Source organism: Pseudomonas sp. RSB 5.4 (genome assembly GCF_037126175.1).
In the GTDB taxonomy this organism is placed as follows: domain Bacteria; phylum Pseudomonadota; class Gammaproteobacteria; order Pseudomonadales; family Pseudomonadaceae; genus Aquipseudomonas; species Aquipseudomonas fluorescens_H.
Map to the genome: position 1 here is coordinate 1,467,518 of NZ_CP146986.1, position 16,264 is coordinate 1,483,781.

General features: G+C 52.5%; 19 protein-coding genes and 3 pseudogenes. 9 read left to right on the forward strand and 13 right to left on the reverse strand.

The window, feature by feature from the left end; translation table 11 throughout:
* Window positions 1-159: 159 nt before the first annotated feature.
* Both V9L13_RS06460 and V9L13_RS06465 read right to left on the reverse strand, forming a co-directional pair.
* Window positions 160-906, reverse strand: a complete 747-nt coding sequence (locus V9L13_RS06460; RefSeq protein ID WP_338801912.1) for a gamma-glutamylcyclotransferase — start codon at window positions 904-906, stop codon at window positions 160-162.
* A 629-nt stretch (window positions 907-1,535) separates the two neighbouring features.
* A pseudogene (locus tag V9L13_RS06465) lies at window positions 1,536-1,693 on the reverse strand (kinase); the annotation flags it as partial.
* Window positions 1,694-1,802: 109 nt separating this feature from the next.
* Here V9L13_RS06465 and V9L13_RS06470 point away from each other — a divergent pair.
* Window positions 1,803-2,615 (forward strand): DUF1206 domain-containing protein, encoded by an 813-nt coding sequence (locus tag V9L13_RS06470; protein WP_338801913.1) that lies wholly within the window; start codon window positions 1,803-1,805, stop codon window positions 2,613-2,615.
* Window positions 2,616-2,648: 33 nt separating this feature from the next.
* On the opposite strand, the gene V9L13_RS06475 is transcribed toward V9L13_RS06470, so the two are convergent.
* Together V9L13_RS06475 and V9L13_RS06480 are read right to left on the reverse strand one after the other, a co-directional pair.
* Complete coding sequence (locus tag V9L13_RS06475) at window positions 2,649-3,476, reverse strand: alpha/beta hydrolase (RefSeq protein ID WP_338801914.1); 828 nt, start codon at window positions 3,474-3,476, stop codon at window positions 2,649-2,651.
* Window positions 3,477-3,521: 45 nt separating this feature from the next.
* A complete protein-coding gene (locus tag V9L13_RS06480) occupies window positions 3,522-3,965 on the reverse strand; it encodes a DNA methylase (protein WP_338802838.1) in 444 nt (147 codons plus the stop codon).
* 374 nt (window positions 3,966-4,339) lie between these two features.
* Here V9L13_RS06480 and V9L13_RS06485 point away from each other — a divergent pair, with 374 nt between their 5' ends.
* Complete coding sequence (locus V9L13_RS06485; protein WP_338801915.1) at window positions 4,340-4,603, forward strand: YgjV family protein; 264 nt, start codon at window positions 4,340-4,342, stop codon at window positions 4,601-4,603.
* Here V9L13_RS06485 and V9L13_RS06490 read toward each other — a convergent pair.
* Window positions 4,588-4,833 (reverse strand): hypothetical protein, encoded by a 246-nt coding sequence (locus V9L13_RS06490; protein ID WP_338801916.1) that lies wholly within the window; start codon window positions 4,831-4,833, stop codon window positions 4,588-4,590. The two genes, V9L13_RS06485 and V9L13_RS06490, sit on opposite strands and share 16 nt — an antisense overlap.
* A 28-nt stretch (window positions 4,834-4,861) precedes the next feature.
* Complete coding sequence (locus V9L13_RS06495) at window positions 4,862-5,563, reverse strand: glycosyltransferase (RefSeq protein ID WP_338801917.1); 702 nt, start codon at window positions 5,561-5,563, stop codon at window positions 4,862-4,864.
* A gap of 186 nt (window positions 5,564-5,749) precedes the next feature.
* On the opposite strand from V9L13_RS06495, the gene V9L13_RS06500 reads away from it, so the two are divergent.
* Window positions 5,750-6,973 carry a zinc-dependent alcohol dehydrogenase gene (locus V9L13_RS06500; protein ID WP_338801918.1) on the forward strand — a complete coding sequence of 408 codons (1,224 nt, stop codon included), beginning with the start codon at window positions 5,750-5,752 and terminating at the stop codon, window positions 6,971-6,973.
* A gap of 265 nt (window positions 6,974-7,238) precedes the next feature.
* On the forward strand, window positions 7,239-7,649 hold the full coding sequence (locus V9L13_RS06505; RefSeq protein ID WP_338801919.1) for a response regulator: 411 nt from the start codon (window positions 7,239-7,241) through the stop codon (window positions 7,647-7,649).
* Between the two features lie 352 nt (window positions 7,650-8,001).
* Here V9L13_RS06505 and V9L13_RS06510 read toward each other — a convergent pair whose 3' ends face one another.
* Window positions 8,002-8,268 carry a DUF1652 domain-containing protein gene (locus V9L13_RS06510; RefSeq protein WP_081730260.1) on the reverse strand — a complete coding sequence of 89 codons (267 nt, stop codon included), beginning with the start codon at window positions 8,266-8,268 and terminating at the stop codon, window positions 8,002-8,004.
* 326 nt (window positions 8,269-8,594) lie between these two features.
* Here V9L13_RS06510 and V9L13_RS06515 point away from each other — a divergent pair, with 326 nt between their 5' ends.
* Entirely contained in the window at window positions 8,595-8,843 is a 249-nt protein-coding gene (locus V9L13_RS06515; RefSeq protein ID WP_027613495.1) for a DUF6555 family protein, read from the forward strand.
* Between the two features lie 147 nt (window positions 8,844-8,990).
* On the opposite strand, the gene V9L13_RS06520 is transcribed toward V9L13_RS06515, so the two are convergent.
* The 5 genes from V9L13_RS06520 to V9L13_RS06540 form a co-directional block, all read right to left on the reverse strand.
* Window positions 8,991-9,494: a ferritin-like domain-containing protein gene (locus V9L13_RS06520; protein ID WP_027613496.1), complete on the reverse strand. Its 504-nt coding sequence runs from the start codon at window positions 9,492-9,494 to the stop codon at window positions 8,991-8,993.
* Between the two features lie 152 nt (window positions 9,495-9,646).
* Window positions 9,647-10,576, reverse strand: a complete 930-nt coding sequence (locus V9L13_RS06525; protein WP_338801920.1) for a ZIP family metal transporter — start codon at window positions 10,574-10,576, stop codon at window positions 9,647-9,649.
* 222 nt (window positions 10,577-10,798) lie between these two features.
* Window positions 10,799-11,683: a manganese catalase family protein gene (locus V9L13_RS06530; RefSeq protein WP_116030808.1), complete on the reverse strand. Its 885-nt coding sequence runs from the start codon at window positions 11,681-11,683 to the stop codon at window positions 10,799-10,801.
* Between the two features lie 133 nt (window positions 11,684-11,816).
* Window positions 11,817-12,044, reverse strand: a complete 228-nt coding sequence (locus V9L13_RS06535; RefSeq protein ID WP_338801923.1) for a PLD nuclease N-terminal domain-containing protein — start codon at window positions 12,042-12,044, stop codon at window positions 11,817-11,819.
* Between the two features lie 215 nt (window positions 12,045-12,259).
* A complete protein-coding gene (locus V9L13_RS06540) occupies window positions 12,260-12,499 on the reverse strand; it encodes a hypothetical protein (RefSeq protein WP_338801924.1) in 240 nt (79 codons plus the stop codon).
* A 184-nt stretch (window positions 12,500-12,683) separates the two neighbouring features.
* Here V9L13_RS06540 and V9L13_RS06545 point away from each other — a divergent pair.
* From V9L13_RS06545 to V9L13_RS06560, 4 genes and pseudogenes are all read left to right on the forward strand, one after another.
* Window positions 12,684-12,956, forward strand: a pseudogene (locus tag V9L13_RS06545) (short chain dehydrogenase); the annotation flags it as partial.
* 276 nt (window positions 12,957-13,232) lie between these two features.
* Window positions 13,233-13,553 (forward strand): hypothetical protein, encoded by a 321-nt coding sequence (locus V9L13_RS06550; protein WP_338801925.1) that lies wholly within the window; start codon window positions 13,233-13,235, stop codon window positions 13,551-13,553.
* A gap of 258 nt (window positions 13,554-13,811) precedes the next feature.
* Window positions 13,812-13,994, forward strand: coding sequence for a hypothetical protein (locus V9L13_RS06555; protein WP_338801926.1), 183 nt, complete (start codon window positions 13,812-13,814; stop codon window positions 13,992-13,994).
* An 87-nt stretch (window positions 13,995-14,081) separates the two neighbouring features.
* Window positions 14,082-14,756: an HAD family hydrolase gene (locus V9L13_RS06560; protein WP_338801927.1), complete on the forward strand. Its 675-nt coding sequence runs from the start codon at window positions 14,082-14,084 to the stop codon at window positions 14,754-14,756.
* A gap of 260 nt (window positions 14,757-15,016) precedes the next feature.
* Here the strand turns inward: V9L13_RS06560 and V9L13_RS06565 are convergent.
* Window positions 15,017-16,191: pseudogene (locus V9L13_RS06565) on the reverse strand (APC family permease); the annotation flags it as partial.
* Between the last annotated feature and the right edge of the window lie 73 nt (window positions 16,192-16,264).

Here is a 16,264-nt window from a genome sequence, read left to right on the forward strand (position 1 = left end):
AACTCCGATTCTTGCTGCACAAACTAGGTTGAAGGTTTGGTCGATGCGATGGAGCCCACCACTCCTCAGAGGGCACCTGATCACCTTGGAGACATGCTCATTGCATTCGAACACCCTGACGCGTCGAGGCCAGTTGCACCATCCCGATCTATTTATTGTTTAAGCCCTTAGCAGGCGAGGATCCTGGATATAGAAATCTTTCACCAGCGAGGCCAACCGCTCCAACTTAGTGTCACGAATACCGTTCGCGTGCAGGCTGTCACAGGTTCGAAACAGGTAATCAGCTGAGCTTCCAAGTCCTCCAGATGCAGTTGCCAGTCTATACACCACCGTATCTTCATCAAGATCGCCAGCGTACTGGGGAGCATCGGCATCAATGATGAATGTAATTGCCCACCCTAAATTCTCCCCATCAATGCTTTTTAACTCGATCCAGTGGGGAACATAAGCACCACATACCATTTCTCTTCGCCAGAGCAAAAGCAATTCGTGCTCGAGGTGAGCCTCCGCTAATTTGTAGGCCGCTCCGTAGCAGGAGCCCCCCCGATCCAATGCAAGCATCAATCCTGGGCGATCGGCTGTTGCACGAAGCGCTGTGATTGATAGACAGAACGATCGGTGCCAACCGTCGATTCTGGCAATACGTCTTTCCACGGAATCAATCGCCGGATTCCAGATCAACGATCCGTAGCCGAAGACCCAAACATCACCGCGTGGCCGTAACGACAACATCTTACTCAGCGATGCTTTTCGGTCGGCGTCTGTGAGGAGCTTCAAGTTTGGAGAATCAATGGCAGCAAGCACCTCGATGCGCCCTCCTTCAACCAAATCACGAGTCAGCAAAGGTGACGGATTTTGTTTTTCTCTTCTTGCTGATTGCTGCGCAGAAGAAATGCTGGCGGTCATATTTACCTCGTGGGGCATTTGTGGCGATGCGCTAGGATTACACCTGCGCTTTAAGAGCCACTTTGCCTACGAGGTGAATTGGGGTAACTCCGATTCTTGCGCGTGGAAGAGGGTGTTTCTCACGACTCGAGTCGCATGCCTCTCGTGACTGCGGCTCGAACTGGTCAAGTCGAACGCAGATGACTCGTCAAGTACATACATTTACGTATCTGAGGAATGTCCGCTTCACGGGCCGTCTTATTCACCCCTTTCTCAACCCATCAAATACCTTCGCCGAGCATAGAGTCGCCGACGCCGAGAAAGCGGGTTGTGTCAGTAGTAGCCCAAGGACGCCTGCAGCCAGCCATTTTTTACTGAACGAGCCATGCCGGTTTCCTCCGGAACTCGATGACTAAGTCTGCATCAAGCACTGTCAAGAACCCGTTAACTCCGTTTCTGAAAGTCCTTCATTTACGACGACAGTTTGTTCAGGGCTATGCGAGGTTAACCCGACTCTCGGAGCTAATAGCAAATCAAAAGGCTATTACCTGAATACGATTGCAGTATACGAATGCTAAAGAAGAACGTTCGTAAGCGTCTGCCGATCACCCCTTACTACGTTGGGCTTTTAGCTGGCGCTACTCCCAGGATCAAAATCGGTTGGTGATCATTGCCACTGCCTCCGCAGGAGACGTCAGGGCTGTGTCTATATCAAACGGAGCGTTATCCCACGGCTATTCATAATCCAATACAGACTGCCAGGTTGGCGGCGTCGCCAAGGAATATCAATCTTCCTGGTTTCTAAGCGATTGTCGGGGGCAGTACATTCTCGACCAGGTCAGCGCGTCTTCGATTTGGTATCGAACCCCTCCGAACGAGAGGGGTCTGCCTTTGTACTACTCTCGGGAATAGATCCGATGTCCGCGCAACATAGCCTTGTAATACTCGCTCGGGGAGGATACGCCGCTCGAGGAGTGCTTTATTTGATCATCGGTATCTTCGCGCTGCTGGCAGCACTTGATTCGACAAAACCAAAGGACAGCCACAAGAGCCTGGAAGCTTTACTAAACCAGCCATTCGGATATTTTCTAGTTGGTCTTGTGGTGGCAGGTCTGCTCGCATTTTCGGCTTGGCGTGTCTTGCAAGCTACGCGAGATGTCGATCATCACGGCAAAGAACTCAAAGGAGTGGTGATTCGCACTGGTCTGTTTGCCGGAGGTTTGGTCAACGCTGCTCTGGCGTTTTTTGCAATCGGTCTACTCGTTAGCGGTATCAGAAGCTCCGGGGATTCAGGAGGGCAGACTAAAGACTGGCTAGTGCATCTTCTGTCTTGGGAACACTCGAATTTGTTGGTGTACCTGATCGCTGTCATCCCGCTTGGGGTTGGAATTGCTCACATCATCAAAGGATGGAAGGCGTCGTTTGCGAAATATTTTGAAGCCGACGAGGACGTCATGCGGTACGTCCGGCCAGTGTCTCGGTTCGGCCTAATAGCCCGTGGAGTGGTGTTCATAGAAATTGCCTTCCTGCTGGCAATTAGCGGTTCCACTTATCAAGCCATGGATCCACCTGGTATGAAAGAAGCCCTCGACGCTCTTCAGAATCTCCCCGCTGGATGGCTGATTTTGATGGTGATGGCTTCGGGGCTGATTGCCTTCTCTGTTTATAGTTTCTCTGAAGCTTTCTGGCGCAAGATCAATATGGACGTGCCTGGAGTACCGAGACCTTAGGTTGCCGCATTTAACGGTGGTCTGCCTTTCGGGTTAGCGCAGGCATGGCCTCAACCTGTCGTTTGCGATGAGCGATACCTCCTGTTCTTCATCATGGTGCTGCTGACAGAGAAATTCGCGCATTAGTGCGGCAGTTCGTCTAGCGCTGGTCACCACAAAGAAGTGCCCCTCCCCCTTCAGAATGCGAAGTTCTGAACGTCGAATTGTGCGGCGCAGGATATGGGCGTTGTACGCCTGTATTAGCGGATCGCGGTCGCCCGTAATAACCAGCGTGCGTTGAGGCAGTCGGGGCAACCGAAGCAGGCTTGTCCATCCTATCAACGCTGCGAGCTGAAGATAGTAGGTTCGAGGATTAACAGAGAGCATGCCTTTCATCACACCGAACCGCAGCAGCGTGTGAATTGAATTGCGGGAGCTATCTTGCTTGGGCATTTTGGCGTTTTTACTCCTGCGGAAAAAATCCATAACGTCAGCAGGCTTCATCAACAGCACTGGGCCGGGAGAGGTCGCCGCGAGGATCAGCCTGCGTACCATGCTCGGGTAACGAAGAGCGAATTCTTGAGCCAATGCACCTCCCCAACTCACCCCGAACACATCGACCTGGTCGATTCCCAATTGCTGGAGCATCTCTGCAATCACGTCGGCATGGCGTGGCAGGCGAAGGGGCCAACGGGGCATTTGCGACCTGCCGACCCCTGGCACGTCCAGCGTGATGGTCGTGAAGTCGTCCAGTTCTTCGCGCAACGAATTGAAGGTACGAATCAAACCACCCAAACCATTGAGTAAAAGCAGCGGCGATCCTTGACCGCAGATCGAGACATTCAACCGTAAGCCCTGCGTGGTTAGCCTGTGTGTTGTCATGATTTCTCCTTGCTTCACGCAATTGGGACGCCGTATTGGTCAGAATTAGGGGGAAGTTCCGAAGAGCACCGCAGCCGCTTCCCTCATAAAAATCTCGATGGTTTTCGGCCCTATCCCTTCAAAGTCAGATAGCCGTTTTTCGAAGGCCTTACGATCTGCGCTTGCTGCGACGATGTTGCTGACCTTCCCGTGATATTCAGCATTCATCTTGTTAGCCAATGCCAACAACCGCGACGCGGTGGTCTCGTCGTAACGCACGTAGTGAGCCTCACCAAGCATCATGACCAACTGGCGGTGAGTGCAGCTCGCCAATTTGTGCGGCGTATCCCGATGATGTTTATCGACGATCACTTGATAGGCGTTGGCAGCAATTGGCCCCTGGATTCTCTTGCCCATCAGGAAACTGGCAAGCAGCCATTTGAATAACCCGGCTTCGTTCGCACCTTGAAGGTCGATTTGTAAGTCATGTGCGCAGATGATTTTGCTCACTGGTTCACCCTCAAGCGATGGTCTCAATGTAGACCAGGCGCTATCGCGAATGATCCAGCTGTGCGACGCCGTGATAAAGGAACCCTTATTCATGCTCGACGCCTAATGGTTGAACCTTACGATTTGAGAAAGTCGAAATGCATATTTCCGACACAATCCAAGTCATGGAATCGCTATCAGCCAACGAAGCAAACCTAAAGCTTCACGAGGGCTGGTCATTGATATCTGTGGTCGTCACAACCCATCCCAATGGTCAGCTTCATCCTTGCTACATTCTCGGCAAATCGAAAACCCCATCCAACCATCAAAAGCCCGATTGATTAGGGTTATATCGATAAGAGATTTGTTGCGCTGAACTGTAACGGGGGGATGATTTGGCTTATCTGGATTGGATTCAATGGCCAGCGATGGTTGTTACCGTTCTCGCCGCATGGCTAATCGGATCGCAGCGGCCAAGGCGGTGGATGATCGGATTTGTATGCTTCAGTGTGAGCAACGTTTTGTGGGTGATTTGGGGATTTTACGCAGGCGCGTATGCATTGATCGTATTACAGGTTTGTCTTTTCCTGATGAACCTTCGAGGACTCAAGAAAAATTCGAAGGGTAAAGAAAACGAGCATTCTCAGGACGGACGTTGACCATCGAAATTCTTCTTGAAGCCACGCGCATTCATCCCCAAAAGGATGCACTCAAGGAGGATCAGAGCGTAGGCATCAGCGTGAAGCCCCCAAATCACCCAAAGCGCATTACTGGTGATAAATCCCCAAAAGGCGATCATGCGCCTATACGCTCGTTGCGAACCGATGAACCAGGCAGAGGCTGCCGTCACCACCATGGCTGGCCATTGCAGGTAATCGATGTACTCCAACTTGTTCCCTCCTGCAGACGGCGCTTTTTTAAAGAGAGAGGCCGGCGCTAACCTGTGGATCAAGCGCAGGCAATCCCAGTGAGGCACCTAGATTGACTAGATACTCCCCAAACCCTCCGCGACATTTGTAATCCTTGCGGGCGCTGGTGATGACCGGATTCGTTGCTGTCCAAACGATATGAGCACCGATCCTCTTAAGGTCAGCGACCAAATGGACATCTTCGTGTGCGGTGAGAGGCTGGAACCCACCTGCGTTCCGATAGGCATCGGCACTCAAGCCAAGATTAGCTCCGTGGATGTGCCGGTGATTCTCGATGAACTGGTAAAGCTCCATGTACTTTGAGCGAACCAGGTCTCCATGGAAATTCCAGCTATCCACTTCGACTGTTCCACAAACTGCATCAGCCTTGAACCCAATCTGACGCGCCAGCCAATCATGTGGCACGACGGTGTCGGCATCGGTGAAGGCAAGCCGCATCGCGCCAGCGGCCAGAAGATGGTCTGCACCGGTTGCTCTCGCCTTACCCACGTTCTGAAACGAAACTTCGATCCGTCCTACACCGTGTGCTGAAACAATCTGTCCGGTCTGATCAGAGCAAGCATCTAAAACGACGACTACGGAGACTGGCTGACCTGCCAACACAGGATGCTCAGCCGCGAACAGAACAGATTCTAGGCACGCAGCGATGTGGTGCTCTTCATTTTGGGCAGGTATGACAACTCCGATCATAAACGGCACCCTCGATTACCTGAGTTAAGACTCCAGCAGTCGACCCACTTCCGCTCAATTAGGTTTAAAAAATTACGAGCATGTCTACTTAGGCGACCGCTAGTCATCTGCGTATCTATCACTCTGAACTTAATTTCTCCGATCCTCCTCTCCCACTTACCATCCAGCTAAAGTAGGTAGGACGTTATGAGAGCACTCACCTATCACGGCGCGCACAGCGTCAAGGTCGACACGGTTCCTGATCCGGTTATCCAGGAAAGTGATGACATCATTCTTCGGGTTACCGCGACGGCGATATGCGGATCTGACCTCCATCTCTATCGGGGCAAGATTCCGACTGTCGAGCATGGCGATATCTTCGGGCATGAGTTCATGGGGATCGTTGAAGAGGCAGGCTCAGCGGTTACCGCAGTGCAACCCGGCGACCGCGTGGTAATTCCCTTTGTAATCGCCTGCGGCAGCTGTTTCTTCTGCGCAATGGATCTGTTCGCGGCCTGCGAAACAACAAATACAGGGCGCGGAGCGATCATGAATAAAAAGGCGATACCACCAGGAGCCGCGCTGTTCGGCTTCAGTCATATGTACGGCGGCGTTCCTGGCGGGCAAGCCGAATACGTGCGCGTGCCGAAAGCCAACACCGGGCCGTTTAAGGTGCCGGGGACACTGTCGGATGAAAAGGTTCTTTTCCTTTCAGACATCCTTCCCACGGCGTATCAGGCTGTATCTAACGCGGGGATTGGTAATGGTTCCAGCATCGCAATTTATGGTGCAGGGCCCGTCGGTTTGTTGAGCGCGGCCTGTGCAAGGATGCTCGGTGCCGACCAAATTTTCATGGTCGATCACCATCCTTACCGCTTGGCTTACGCGCAGAAAACGTATGGTGTAATTCCGATCAACTTCGATGAAGACGACGATCCTGCAGATACGATCATTCGGCAAACCAAAGGAATGCGAGGAGTTGATGGCGTCGTAGATGCGGTAGGGTTTGAAGCAAAAGGTAGTACGACGGAAACAGTTCTCGCGACACTCAAGCTTGAGGGCAGCAGCGGCAAGGCTTTACGTCAGTGCATCGCCGCCGTTCGACGCGGCGGCATCGTCAGTGTCCCTGGCGTTTATTCAGGGTTCATCCATGGCTTCCTGTTCGGAGATGCATTCGACAAGGGGCTGACCTTCAAAATGGGGCAGACCCATGTGCACCGTTTCCTACCCGAGCTCCTGGATCACATTGAGACAGGTCGTCTCGCACCAGAAGTCATCATCAGCCATCGCATGTCACTGGAACAGGCCGCTGAGGGATATAAAATCTTTGATAAAAAAGAACAGGACTGCCGAAAAGTCATCCTGACACCTGGCGATAACCACATCGCTTTGCCGGAAACCGACGGAAGCGCGACGGTGCTGACTACCTAAATCTGTCGATAAGTGGAGAGGACGAGAAGGCTCGGTGCCTCACCGAAAACTCTCGTCCTTCTTCATATGAGGTCGATATGAAAGTGGCAACCGTAAGCCTGCCTCGGTCGATTCTGAAACCTCAGGTCGTTACGTGCTGAAGTCTATCTGTGACCTGGGTCATCAAAAGCATTGCAAGGAGAGCCACAAAATACTGAAACACGCATACACTCAGGCACTGACTCATTAGACGCCGGCCACGTGTGCCCAGCTAAGGAATCTTTGATTGATCGTCCAATGGGAAGGTTTTTTGCCAATAGAGGGAACGGTGATCGTCATCGAGGACGACCCTACATTGCGAGAGTTGATGGAAGAAATCGTATCGGAAGTCGGAGGGAAGGCAATCTCGTTCCAGACTGCAGATGACGCCTTAACCTATCTGCTCCAAACTCATGAACAATGCCGTCTAGTGATCGCAGACCACGGCGTACCTGGCCAGATACAGGGTATCGAATTTATCGAAATGGTAGGTAGTCGATGGCCATCAATTGCGGCAATCCTGACCTCTGGATACCTGATAGACCCTGAGGCTATCCCAGCTTCTACCATTTATCTGCACAAACCATGGTCACTGGATGATTTCGTTATCGCTATGGCGGCGCTATTGCAGCCTGGCATCGCGATTCACAAAGCCTAATTTTAAGACATTGTAGATGCAAGGTAGACCGGGGTCGACTTGGTTGCCCCCTCATCAGATGCTTGGTTAAAGCTTCCTCTATCTCATCAGCGGCGCCGTGTTCGTGCTCTGTGAGTAACCACCGCCAGTAACGATCTGCCATCAGGCCGCCAACCGCTTCTGCGCACAAAGCTTCCCGGCTGACTCCCATCTTTGACGCCGATGCGATGACCGCTAAAAGTGCTTGCTCAAGTTGCTGTGTTCTTTCGGAGGACACGAGATCGGCTCAATGGAAATGAAACCATATTATGTTCCGATATCAGTTTGACATCAAAGATCGCGTTTTTTGGCCCCTACTCCCGCATCTATTCTCTCAATTCCCTTGAGCTCTGCACTCACTCGATCCAAAACTGACTTTGCGTGCAGACATCTCACTGCGAAGCTCACCTATCAGATTGGCAATTGAGCGACTTGTAGTCAGCGGTGCCGCCGACACCCCTGTCACCAACAGTTCAACACTGCCAGAAGATGGCTCTATAACCTTGATCATTAGCGAACCATCCACATTCAACGTGCATGAGCACGACAGTGGTAGGAAGCCGCACTCAATAATATGTCGGAGCTCAAGAGCGGAGATCATGGTGTTCGTCCTAGGAGCAGTGTTCATTGATTGTTGTCCAAATGGGGCAGTAGTCAAAGATTCGCAAAAGCATTATTCGATAAGGCATTTCAGCTCCAGGCGCTGAAACGTTACACCGGCACGCCGAACCTTAAAAATCTTCTTGATAAAGACTTGTGCATCGTTCTGACCGCTCTAGAGCGCCCCTGTTCAGGGGAACGCCACCAAAAAACGAGCAATTTCGAGCGTTGAGATCCAGGCAAAGAAACCCCTCAAAAGCGATCAAAAAACGTTGGAATTTTTTCTGTGAGCATCACTCTTTTGCCTACGAGCGTAAGGAGGAGTTCATGAGCCAGACAGATATATTCGTTATCGAGTACAAACTACACGGGAAACCAATGTCATTCGTCATCCGCGTTAAGACAATGCGCAATGTTGATGCGTGGCACTGGGCGAGTTGCGACGCCGGTCTGGTACCGATCCCCAAACCTGGAAAACCGCCGTTGAAGGTCATGTCGAAACCTCAGGCGGAACGGTTCGGAGTGACAGAAGTGAAATGGCGTGAGACTGCAGCATTAGTCTGGACGGAAGCGTAGGGCTGACAGCCTCATTGAGTCACCTGTAGCACATTGGACGGGCACGGACTCGCCATTCAAATGCGTAGTAGAGGTCTCGAATTGAATGAGGCTCGGTGGCGGAGCTCCCACCGTCACCGAGTGATCGATTACTCAGAAGTCGCTTATTTAACGTTTCTTTTCCAAGGTCGCAGCTTGATTACCGCCCTGCTCTGCGATCTTGCTCAGCTTCTCGTCGGCGCCTTTCTCTTCAACAAGCGTTGCGGCCAACAGGGCTGCAGCGTCATCTAGCTTGAGATGCTTGGCCATCGCTATCAAGGTGCCGTAGGCAGCAATTTCATAGTGCTCCACTTTTTGAGCCGCACCGATTAGTGCGGCGTCGAGCACAGCTCCTTTGTCGATTTCTTCCAGCAGCTCTTTCGACTCTTCGACAAGTCCCTCCATGGCCACGCACTTCATACGCTTGAGCTTTATACCGGTCAGCTCGACCAGCTGATCAATGCGCTCAATCTGCCCATGGGTCTCCTCCAAGTGGGACGTAAACGCGTCCGCCAACAGTGGATTAGTCGCTGCTTTCGCCAAGCGCGGCAATGCTTTGGTAATTTGTTTTTCCGCACTGTAAACGTCAGAGAGTTCATGGATAAACAAGTCTTCGACAGTTTTTCTAGCCATTTCCAATCTTCCTTCTGGTCAGTATTGGCGTCGCCTGATGGGCGTTCGCATGGGATCAACATGCATGCAAAACTTGCCGTGCATGAAGACTGACCAACCTCATTTGAGACGTGTTCCGAATATTTTAAGGGGGGCGGACAAAAGGCCCGTTGCTAACCCAAAGCAGTATCGAGAAACATCATCACTCCGAAGCCAAGCATCAGTCCCAAGGTCGCGGGTGTCTCATGACCATTGCGATGAGTCTCGGGAATGACCTCATGGGACACCACAAAAATCATCGCACCAGCCGCTAAACCGAGAGCTATGGGATATCCCAATGCGAAGCTGTTGGAAATCCCCAAGCCGACGATAGCGCCTATGGGTTCCATCAACCCTGAGCCTCCTGCAATGAGCGCTGCACGAAGCGCTGAGATGCCTGTCACACGTAACGCTAGGGCGACGGCCAAACCTTCGGGTATGTCTTGGATGGCGATGGCAGTGGTCAGCGGCAGTCCGACCTTCATATCTCCATTGGCGAAGCTCACTCCAATAGCCATGCCTTCCGGTAGGTTATGCAGAGTGATTGCAAGGACGAACAACCAAACACGATTGATACGTTGCGCGTCCGGCCCTCGTCGTCCGCTTTTCTCGTGTTCGTGAGGGACGAAACGATCAAGGCCAACCATCAACGCTACGCCCAGTCCTAATCCCGCAACAACTACACATGCTGCGAGTAACTGGTTTCTGCAAAGGGTCTGGGCCGCTTCGATCCCAGGGAGAATGAGCGAGAACGAACTGGCGGCCAGCATCATACCGGCGGCGAAGCCCAGCATGATGTCTTGTGTGCGGGCCGCGATGTCTCGTAACGCAATCGCTACGACAGCTCCTATGGCCGTCGCAGCGAAACCTGCCATGCCACCGAGAAATGCGAAGTGCAGATTTTCTTTATTGGCACCGACGAAGGCGCCGTACCCGCTGATGAGCAAGAACACTGTCACGCCAATCAGAATTGACCAGAAGGCGCGTCCGCCCCATCCAGATCCTGAGAACCGCGCAAACCAGGAGCGAAGTGGTGCGCCGGATGAGGTCAACGGCTCGGGCATGGGAACCTCCTATTTTCTTAAGTCGTGCTTTTCAGCAAATCCGGAAAGCGACCGGCGGAACTGCCGGGATACGCGCTGTGCGTCACGTTCAAAAGCGACACTGGTGGCAAAGAGCATCTCAGGGCCAGTTAAATTCCGACGCGCTGATTTTTTGTTAACCATGCTGTGATTCCTCTCTGAATGAGATGAAAGACCGCACGCCGGAGGGCGTGCGGCTGCTCTTCAAGGTTGAGGTTCGCCTTGTACCCCCGCCCCTAAGTCCGCCCCTGTGATCGGATTGCTGTCTGGGTCGGACATCGTCCTGGCTTTCATATCCATGAGCAGCGCCTCGTCCTCAGCGCTCAATTGCACAGAGGCGGTGCCGTCCCCACCATCCACTGCAGGCGCCGGATCTTCCACAAAGTCCCAATCGTCCCCTTCGTTCCAAGGGCCGCGAGTGCTGCCTTCGCCCTGTGACATGTTGAAGTAGACGTTGGTGAACTCCGGCATGCCCGGCAGTTTGCCCTGAGGGAAATTTGGCTGGATGGCGTGCAGCGCTTTTTCGAAAGATAGCTGGTGGGCGATTTCACGCGTCATCAGAAATCCTAGGGCCTCTTTCACACCCGGATCATCGGTAACATTCATCAACCGTTCATAGACAATTTTCGCTCTCGCCTCAGCGGCGATATTTGAGCGCATGTCTGCTGTCGGTTCGCCGATGGTGTCGACGTAAGCCGCTGACCAAGGTACGCCTGCCGAATTAGTCAACGGAGCACCGGCGCCATACAACAGACTGGTGATGTGGGAATCATTGCCGGCGCCGTTGATGGCGCGATAAAGCTCGCCTTCCTCTTCGACACCTTCGGCCATTCGTCCTTTGGCACCCTTGTTTAACATCACGATGATCGACCCGACGATCTCAAGGTGACTGAGTTCTTCGGTGGCGATGTCCATCAGCAGATCCTTTCTGCCTGGATCATCTTCTGCCAACGCTTGGGTGAAGTAGCGGGAGGCCGCTGCAAGCTCGCCCTGAGCTCCCCCAAACTGTTCCAGTAATAAATTTGCTAACCCAGGATTTGGCTGGGCAACTCGCACGGTGTATTGAAGTCGTTTGTTATGTAGGAACATGACATTCTCCTCAGGCGAATCAGGGCTGCAGTTCACTCGGCAAAAGACCGAATGCCAACCCACATTCATCTGAAGCAAATGCGTCTGGGTTAATTTCAAAAACCTTCTGCACTAGCGACCAACGGATGCTGAATTACCCTTTGCTGTGTTCAGGCGACGATGGGCCTTCTTTGATTCCGCGCGGCCCTGCAACACCCCAAACGATTAAACCAATGACTGGGAAAATGATGAGCCCAATAGCCCAACCGGCTTTGACTCCCACCGTCTTGTCGCTGCGAAACACGCTTACGATGGCCCACAGATCAACGAGCAGAACAATCACCGCGACAGCAATTGCGAAATAGCTGGTAGCTTCCGACATGGCTAGCACTCCTCAGGTTGATAATGCTTAGGCCCAATGCATCCAGGGGTGTTCAAGTAATCTCGACAACATATATCGAATCATGCGAGTCAGTCGCCCTAGGCAAAAATACGTTCGCAGCTCCTTAGAGCTACCCTATCGGAGTTTCCGCTCATCAGCCTTCACCCTTCTCGCTCTGACCAACCCACTTGATGATTGCGGAAGGTGTCCGAGGGTTAACGCGGATCCTGCTGATTGTCCATCACCGCATTATCCGTCTCCTCCCGCACACGCTCAGGGTCTAACCCGCCGTCGTCCTCATCAAGCGGACGCTCACCTTCGTTATCTGGCAATTCGTCAATCCCTTCCTCTTTCATTGGATCGACGTCGGTGCGACCTGGACTCAACGGATCGGGTGATGTGGGCATTGGGTCGTCCTCACCCATACCGCCTTGAAGCTTGGTATCGTGATTCATACACACCTCTCAGTACCCTCAATGGTGAGGGCATGTAGCTTGGAGAGGGTTCGCTCTTCGAGTGTTCGATTAATTGGCTTACCGACCGTCGCCATCCTTCCATTCACCCTTTCAGTCATCTCGATGGAACGTTGCTCCAGACCCCGTCCTCTATCGAAAGACGAGCAAATCTGAGGACATCATCATGATTGACCCAGCAACCGGTATGAAGGCGGGTGAGCGTTACATCGTAGAAAGTCTGGAACGCACACGACATTTCCCAGGATTCTTCCTCGACGGGAAATATTACCTTGGCCCCGAATTGATGACGGCCATAGGTTGGTTGGAAGGTCAGCAGTTTTATTACGATGAGCTTGACCCCATTGGTGAGCCAGTATTCCCCAATCGACTCGCCGGCACTGTAGAAGACCTAACCCTCATTCTTGCAGACGGTGCGCGTTTACCTTTAAACGAAATGCCCTACGAAGCAGAGATCGATCCCTCTGACATTCCGATCAGTCGTAATCCATCGACATCGGGGCATCGCCCTACTTCACCAAGCGATAAGCACGGAGTAGAGGGCGTATGGATGTCAGGTAAACATCCCTATCCCATACTCCTTGCGGCGGGCGCAGCGCTATTACTGGGAATACTGTTTGGGGTCAAACAAGCTAAACGCCTTCCTATCCGAAAGCTGAGGTAGTCGTCCTTCGTGAATTCTGGAGAAGCGCCCTTTGAAAGATCGGAGTGAGAAATGCATCCAGTGACCCCTGACGGTCGTTACTTCGTTGTCAAAGGGCAGCTGTGGCGCTGTTCAAACCCATCATTAGAAGAAGACGTGCGCCAGCGTCTTGTCGATGCCCTCATGGCAGCGCGACGCGAGGTGAAGAAAGCAAAAGATTCGGAAGACGCATCGCAGCTAAAGCGCGCTCGGGAAAAGGTACAAGTGGCCAAAGTAGCGCTTGGTGAGCGGGGCCCTGTTTGGTGGACAGATGGAAGCCCGGACTTCAACCGGCGGCTAGTCATCAATTCCCCGTATGCCGAATGGTTCAGCTCGCTTTATGAGTCTGATTAACCCTTGGCTCAAGGTGCATATTCAATATGCCTTGCCGGCTAATAAAAAAGACCTTCAAGGGCCCTTTTTGCACTTAAACCACAACCTGTACGTGTTGAACAACCTCGATGAAAAAGCGGAATTAATGCGATGGAAACCGCAGTGGCACTCATGCGCTGCGGTTTATCCGCTTCGATATCTGGAAAAGACGGAACGACTCAGACCATGTGCTTTCGAAAAATTGAGCGCTTCAAATTTCGAGGGTCGAGGAGAAATCTCATGACTGAAAAAAGCTCCACTTCATTAAAAAAAAGCAAAGCACTGGAGGATTCTGTTCTTGTCTCAGACGTGTCTGAAACAGGGTTAACAGATGACGAACGAGTTGTTAGGGAAGATGGGTTCCTTGGCGACGAACCACGTGTAGAACCTGGCCCAGCAGACTTGGAAAGACTTAAGGATTAAAGCCAGCTCCACTTCGTTTTCGATGCGACCAATATTTTCAATACGCGACGTCTACTACTTGAAATTTGCTTAATGGAGGTGTCACGTATGCGCCAGCAAACCTCATTCATATTTGATCTGGATGGCACGTTGACTGATAGCGTTTACCAGAATGTTTTCGCGTGGAAAACCGCGCTCGATTCTGAAGACATACCGTTGGCCATGTGGCGAATTCACAGAAAAATCGGTATGAGCGGCGGGCTGATGCTCAAGATGTTAGCCCGTGAGACCGGCTTGGAAATCAAACCAGACCAGGCTAAAAGACTCAGCAATAAACATGATAAAGCCTACAAGGATCTGCAAGGCCAGATAACCGCTCTCCCTGGCGCTGTAGAGCTTCTCGATACTCTCAACCGTGATCAGCTCAAGTGGTGTATTGCGACCAGCGGTGGCATGGACACTGCGGCGATAAATCTGAAGGCTTTGGGCTTGGATATCGCGGAGGTCAATCTCATCACCCGTGATGACGTCAAGTATGGCAAGCCCGATCCCGACCTTTTCCTCGCCGCTGCAAGCAAACTCAATGTACCCATCGAAGATTGCCTGGTGATCGGCGATGCCATCTGGGACATGCTTGCCGCACACCGCTGTAAGGCAACCGGTATAGGGCTGCTTTCAGGTGGTTACGACACAGGAGAGCTTGAACGAGCTGGTGCACTCCGCGTCTATGAGGATCCTCTGGCACTGCTGCGGCACTTGGACGAGGTTGCTTCCCGTCCGTGAACCATTTGTAGGCACGCGGATTGAGTTGGTGTGCTCCCCGCTCGCGGCGTCGTTCACGCATCCAGCCGTGCCAAACGATTGATCGGGTGATGTTCCAGTGCTCCTCAGAATCGACGATCCGAGGCATTGGACGCACCCCATAAAACTGCGCGCCCCACAAGGCTCTCGTATAATTTCGACAAGTTTTAAGCTGCGATAGACAGGCGAAGCGCTTACAAGGTCAGCTCGGCTCCACTGGCGCCGGCAGTGCCACTCTTGCATGTTTCCAAACTTTGCTGACTGAGCAGTACCAGGCACGAGACGATAGCAAGTACCGGAACCCACGTCGGCACCCGAAAGTGATTTTCCGCAACCACGTCACGGCGCAGGATTAACACGGACAAATTAGTGCTGAGAAATACAAACAGTAAGAGCAGGACGACGGTTTCGGCCAATGTAGCTAGGGTTCCCGTCAGCGTGAGTGCGATTGCTACCAAAGTGGTAGCGATGACCGCGATCAAGGGGTGCGTCGCCGAGGCAGCACTTTACTCAAGTCGGCCGGCAACAGTCCTATACAGGCCATGCCATAAGCAAGGCGACTCGCCATTATCATGGTTAACAGCGCACCGTTGGCTACTGCGATCAGTGCAATGAAGGCAAAGACGCGAGGCGGAATGTTTAACCCTGACGCCCGAACCACCTCAAGAAGAGAAGCCGAGGTGGCCACAAGTTTTTCCATGGGCAGTACGGAAGATGCCGCGACGCCGACAGCCATATAGACGACTCCGGCGGTTAGCAATGCGGCAAATAATGCGCGCGGGTAAACTTTTCGAACATCTCGGATTTCTTCCGCGAGATTGGCGGATGTTTCGAATCCTACAAAAGAATAGAAGGCGATTAATGCCGCGCTCAAAACGGCTAACATCGGGCTGATCCCCGGTTTGAACTCAAGGCTGCGACCCAAGTCAGCTTCGCCTGTACGGAGATACCAAGCAGCGGCTACGACGACCAAAAGAAGACCTGACAGCTCAATGACTGTCATCACAAGGTTGGCTCCCAAAGACTCTTTAATTCCCCTCGCATTGAGTAGCGCGATAACGAGAAGGAAAAGTAATGCTGCGATGTGAGGCGGGACATGAATGAACGCCGCTAGGTAATCACCGGCAAACGCTAGAGATAAACCCGCCGCGCTCGTGACAGCTGCCGATAGCATGCAAAAGCCAACAAGAAAAGAAATGAGCGGAGACCGGAACGCCTTCTCTGCGAAAACCGAAGCCGCGCCCGCATGAGGATATTTTGTCACCAACTCTGCGTAGGAACCTGCAGTAAGCATCGCAAAAAACAGAGCGATGAGCAGGGGCACCCATATTGCGCCACCTACCTCCCCCGCAATTGTCCCGGCGAGCGCATAAACGCCCGCCCCGAGAACATCGCCGAGAATAAACAGAAAAAGCATCGGGCCGGTAACGGCGCGGCGCAGCGAGTTCTTCCGGGGTGAGGTCTTCACGTTCAACTTCCTGGCTTGGGGG

Excerpts from the sequence above, each read along its gene's own strand:
- V9L13_RS06540 (WP_338801924.1), bottom strand. The coding sequence starts at position 12,499 with ATGAATCACGATACCAAGCTTCAAGGCGGTATGGGTGAGGACGACCCA.
- V9L13_RS06475 (WP_338801914.1), bottom strand. The coding sequence starts at position 3,476 with ATGACAACACACAGGCTAACCACGCAGGGCTTACGGTTGAATGTCTCG.
- V9L13_RS06535 (WP_338801923.1), bottom strand. The coding sequence starts at position 12,044 with ATGTCGGAAGCTACCAGCTATTTCGCAATTGCTGTCGCGGTGATTGTT.
- V9L13_RS06555 (WP_338801926.1), top strand. The coding sequence starts at position 13,812 with ATGACTGAAAAAAGCTCCACTTCATTAAAAAAAAGCAAAGCACTGGAG.
- V9L13_RS06525 (WP_338801920.1), bottom strand. The coding sequence starts at position 10,576 with ATGCCCGAGCCGTTGACCTCATCCGGCGCACCACTTCGCTCCTGGTTT.
- V9L13_RS06560 (WP_338801927.1), top strand. The coding sequence starts at position 14,082 with ATGCGCCAGCAAACCTCATTCATATTTGATCTGGATGGCACGTTGACT.
- V9L13_RS06500 (WP_338801918.1), top strand. The coding sequence starts at position 5,750 with ATGAGAGCACTCACCTATCACGGCGCGCACAGCGTCAAGGTCGACACG.
- V9L13_RS06495 (WP_338801917.1), bottom strand. The coding sequence starts at position 5,563 with ATGATCGGAGTTGTCATACCTGCCCAAAATGAAGAGCACCACATCGCT.
- V9L13_RS06520 (WP_027613496.1), bottom strand. The coding sequence starts at position 9,494 with ATGGCTAGAAAAACTGTCGAAGACTTGTTTATCCATGAACTCTCTGAC.
- V9L13_RS06470 (WP_338801913.1), top strand. The coding sequence starts at position 1,803 with ATGTCCGCGCAACATAGCCTTGTAATACTCGCTCGGGGAGGATACGCC.
- V9L13_RS06515 (WP_027613495.1), top strand. The coding sequence starts at position 8,595 with ATGAGCCAGACAGATATATTCGTTATCGAGTACAAACTACACGGGAAA.
- V9L13_RS06550 (WP_338801925.1), top strand. The coding sequence starts at position 13,233 with ATGCATCCAGTGACCCCTGACGGTCGTTACTTCGTTGTCAAAGGGCAG.
- V9L13_RS06530 (WP_116030808.1), bottom strand. The coding sequence starts at position 11,683 with ATGTTCCTACATAACAAACGACTTCAATACACCGTGCGAGTTGCCCAG.
- V9L13_RS06460 (WP_338801912.1), bottom strand. The coding sequence starts at position 906 with ATGACCGCCAGCATTTCTTCTGCGCAGCAATCAGCAAGAAGAGAAAAA.
- V9L13_RS06510 (WP_081730260.1), bottom strand. The coding sequence starts at position 8,268 with ATGATCTCCGCTCTTGAGCTCCGACATATTATTGAGTGCGGCTTCCTA.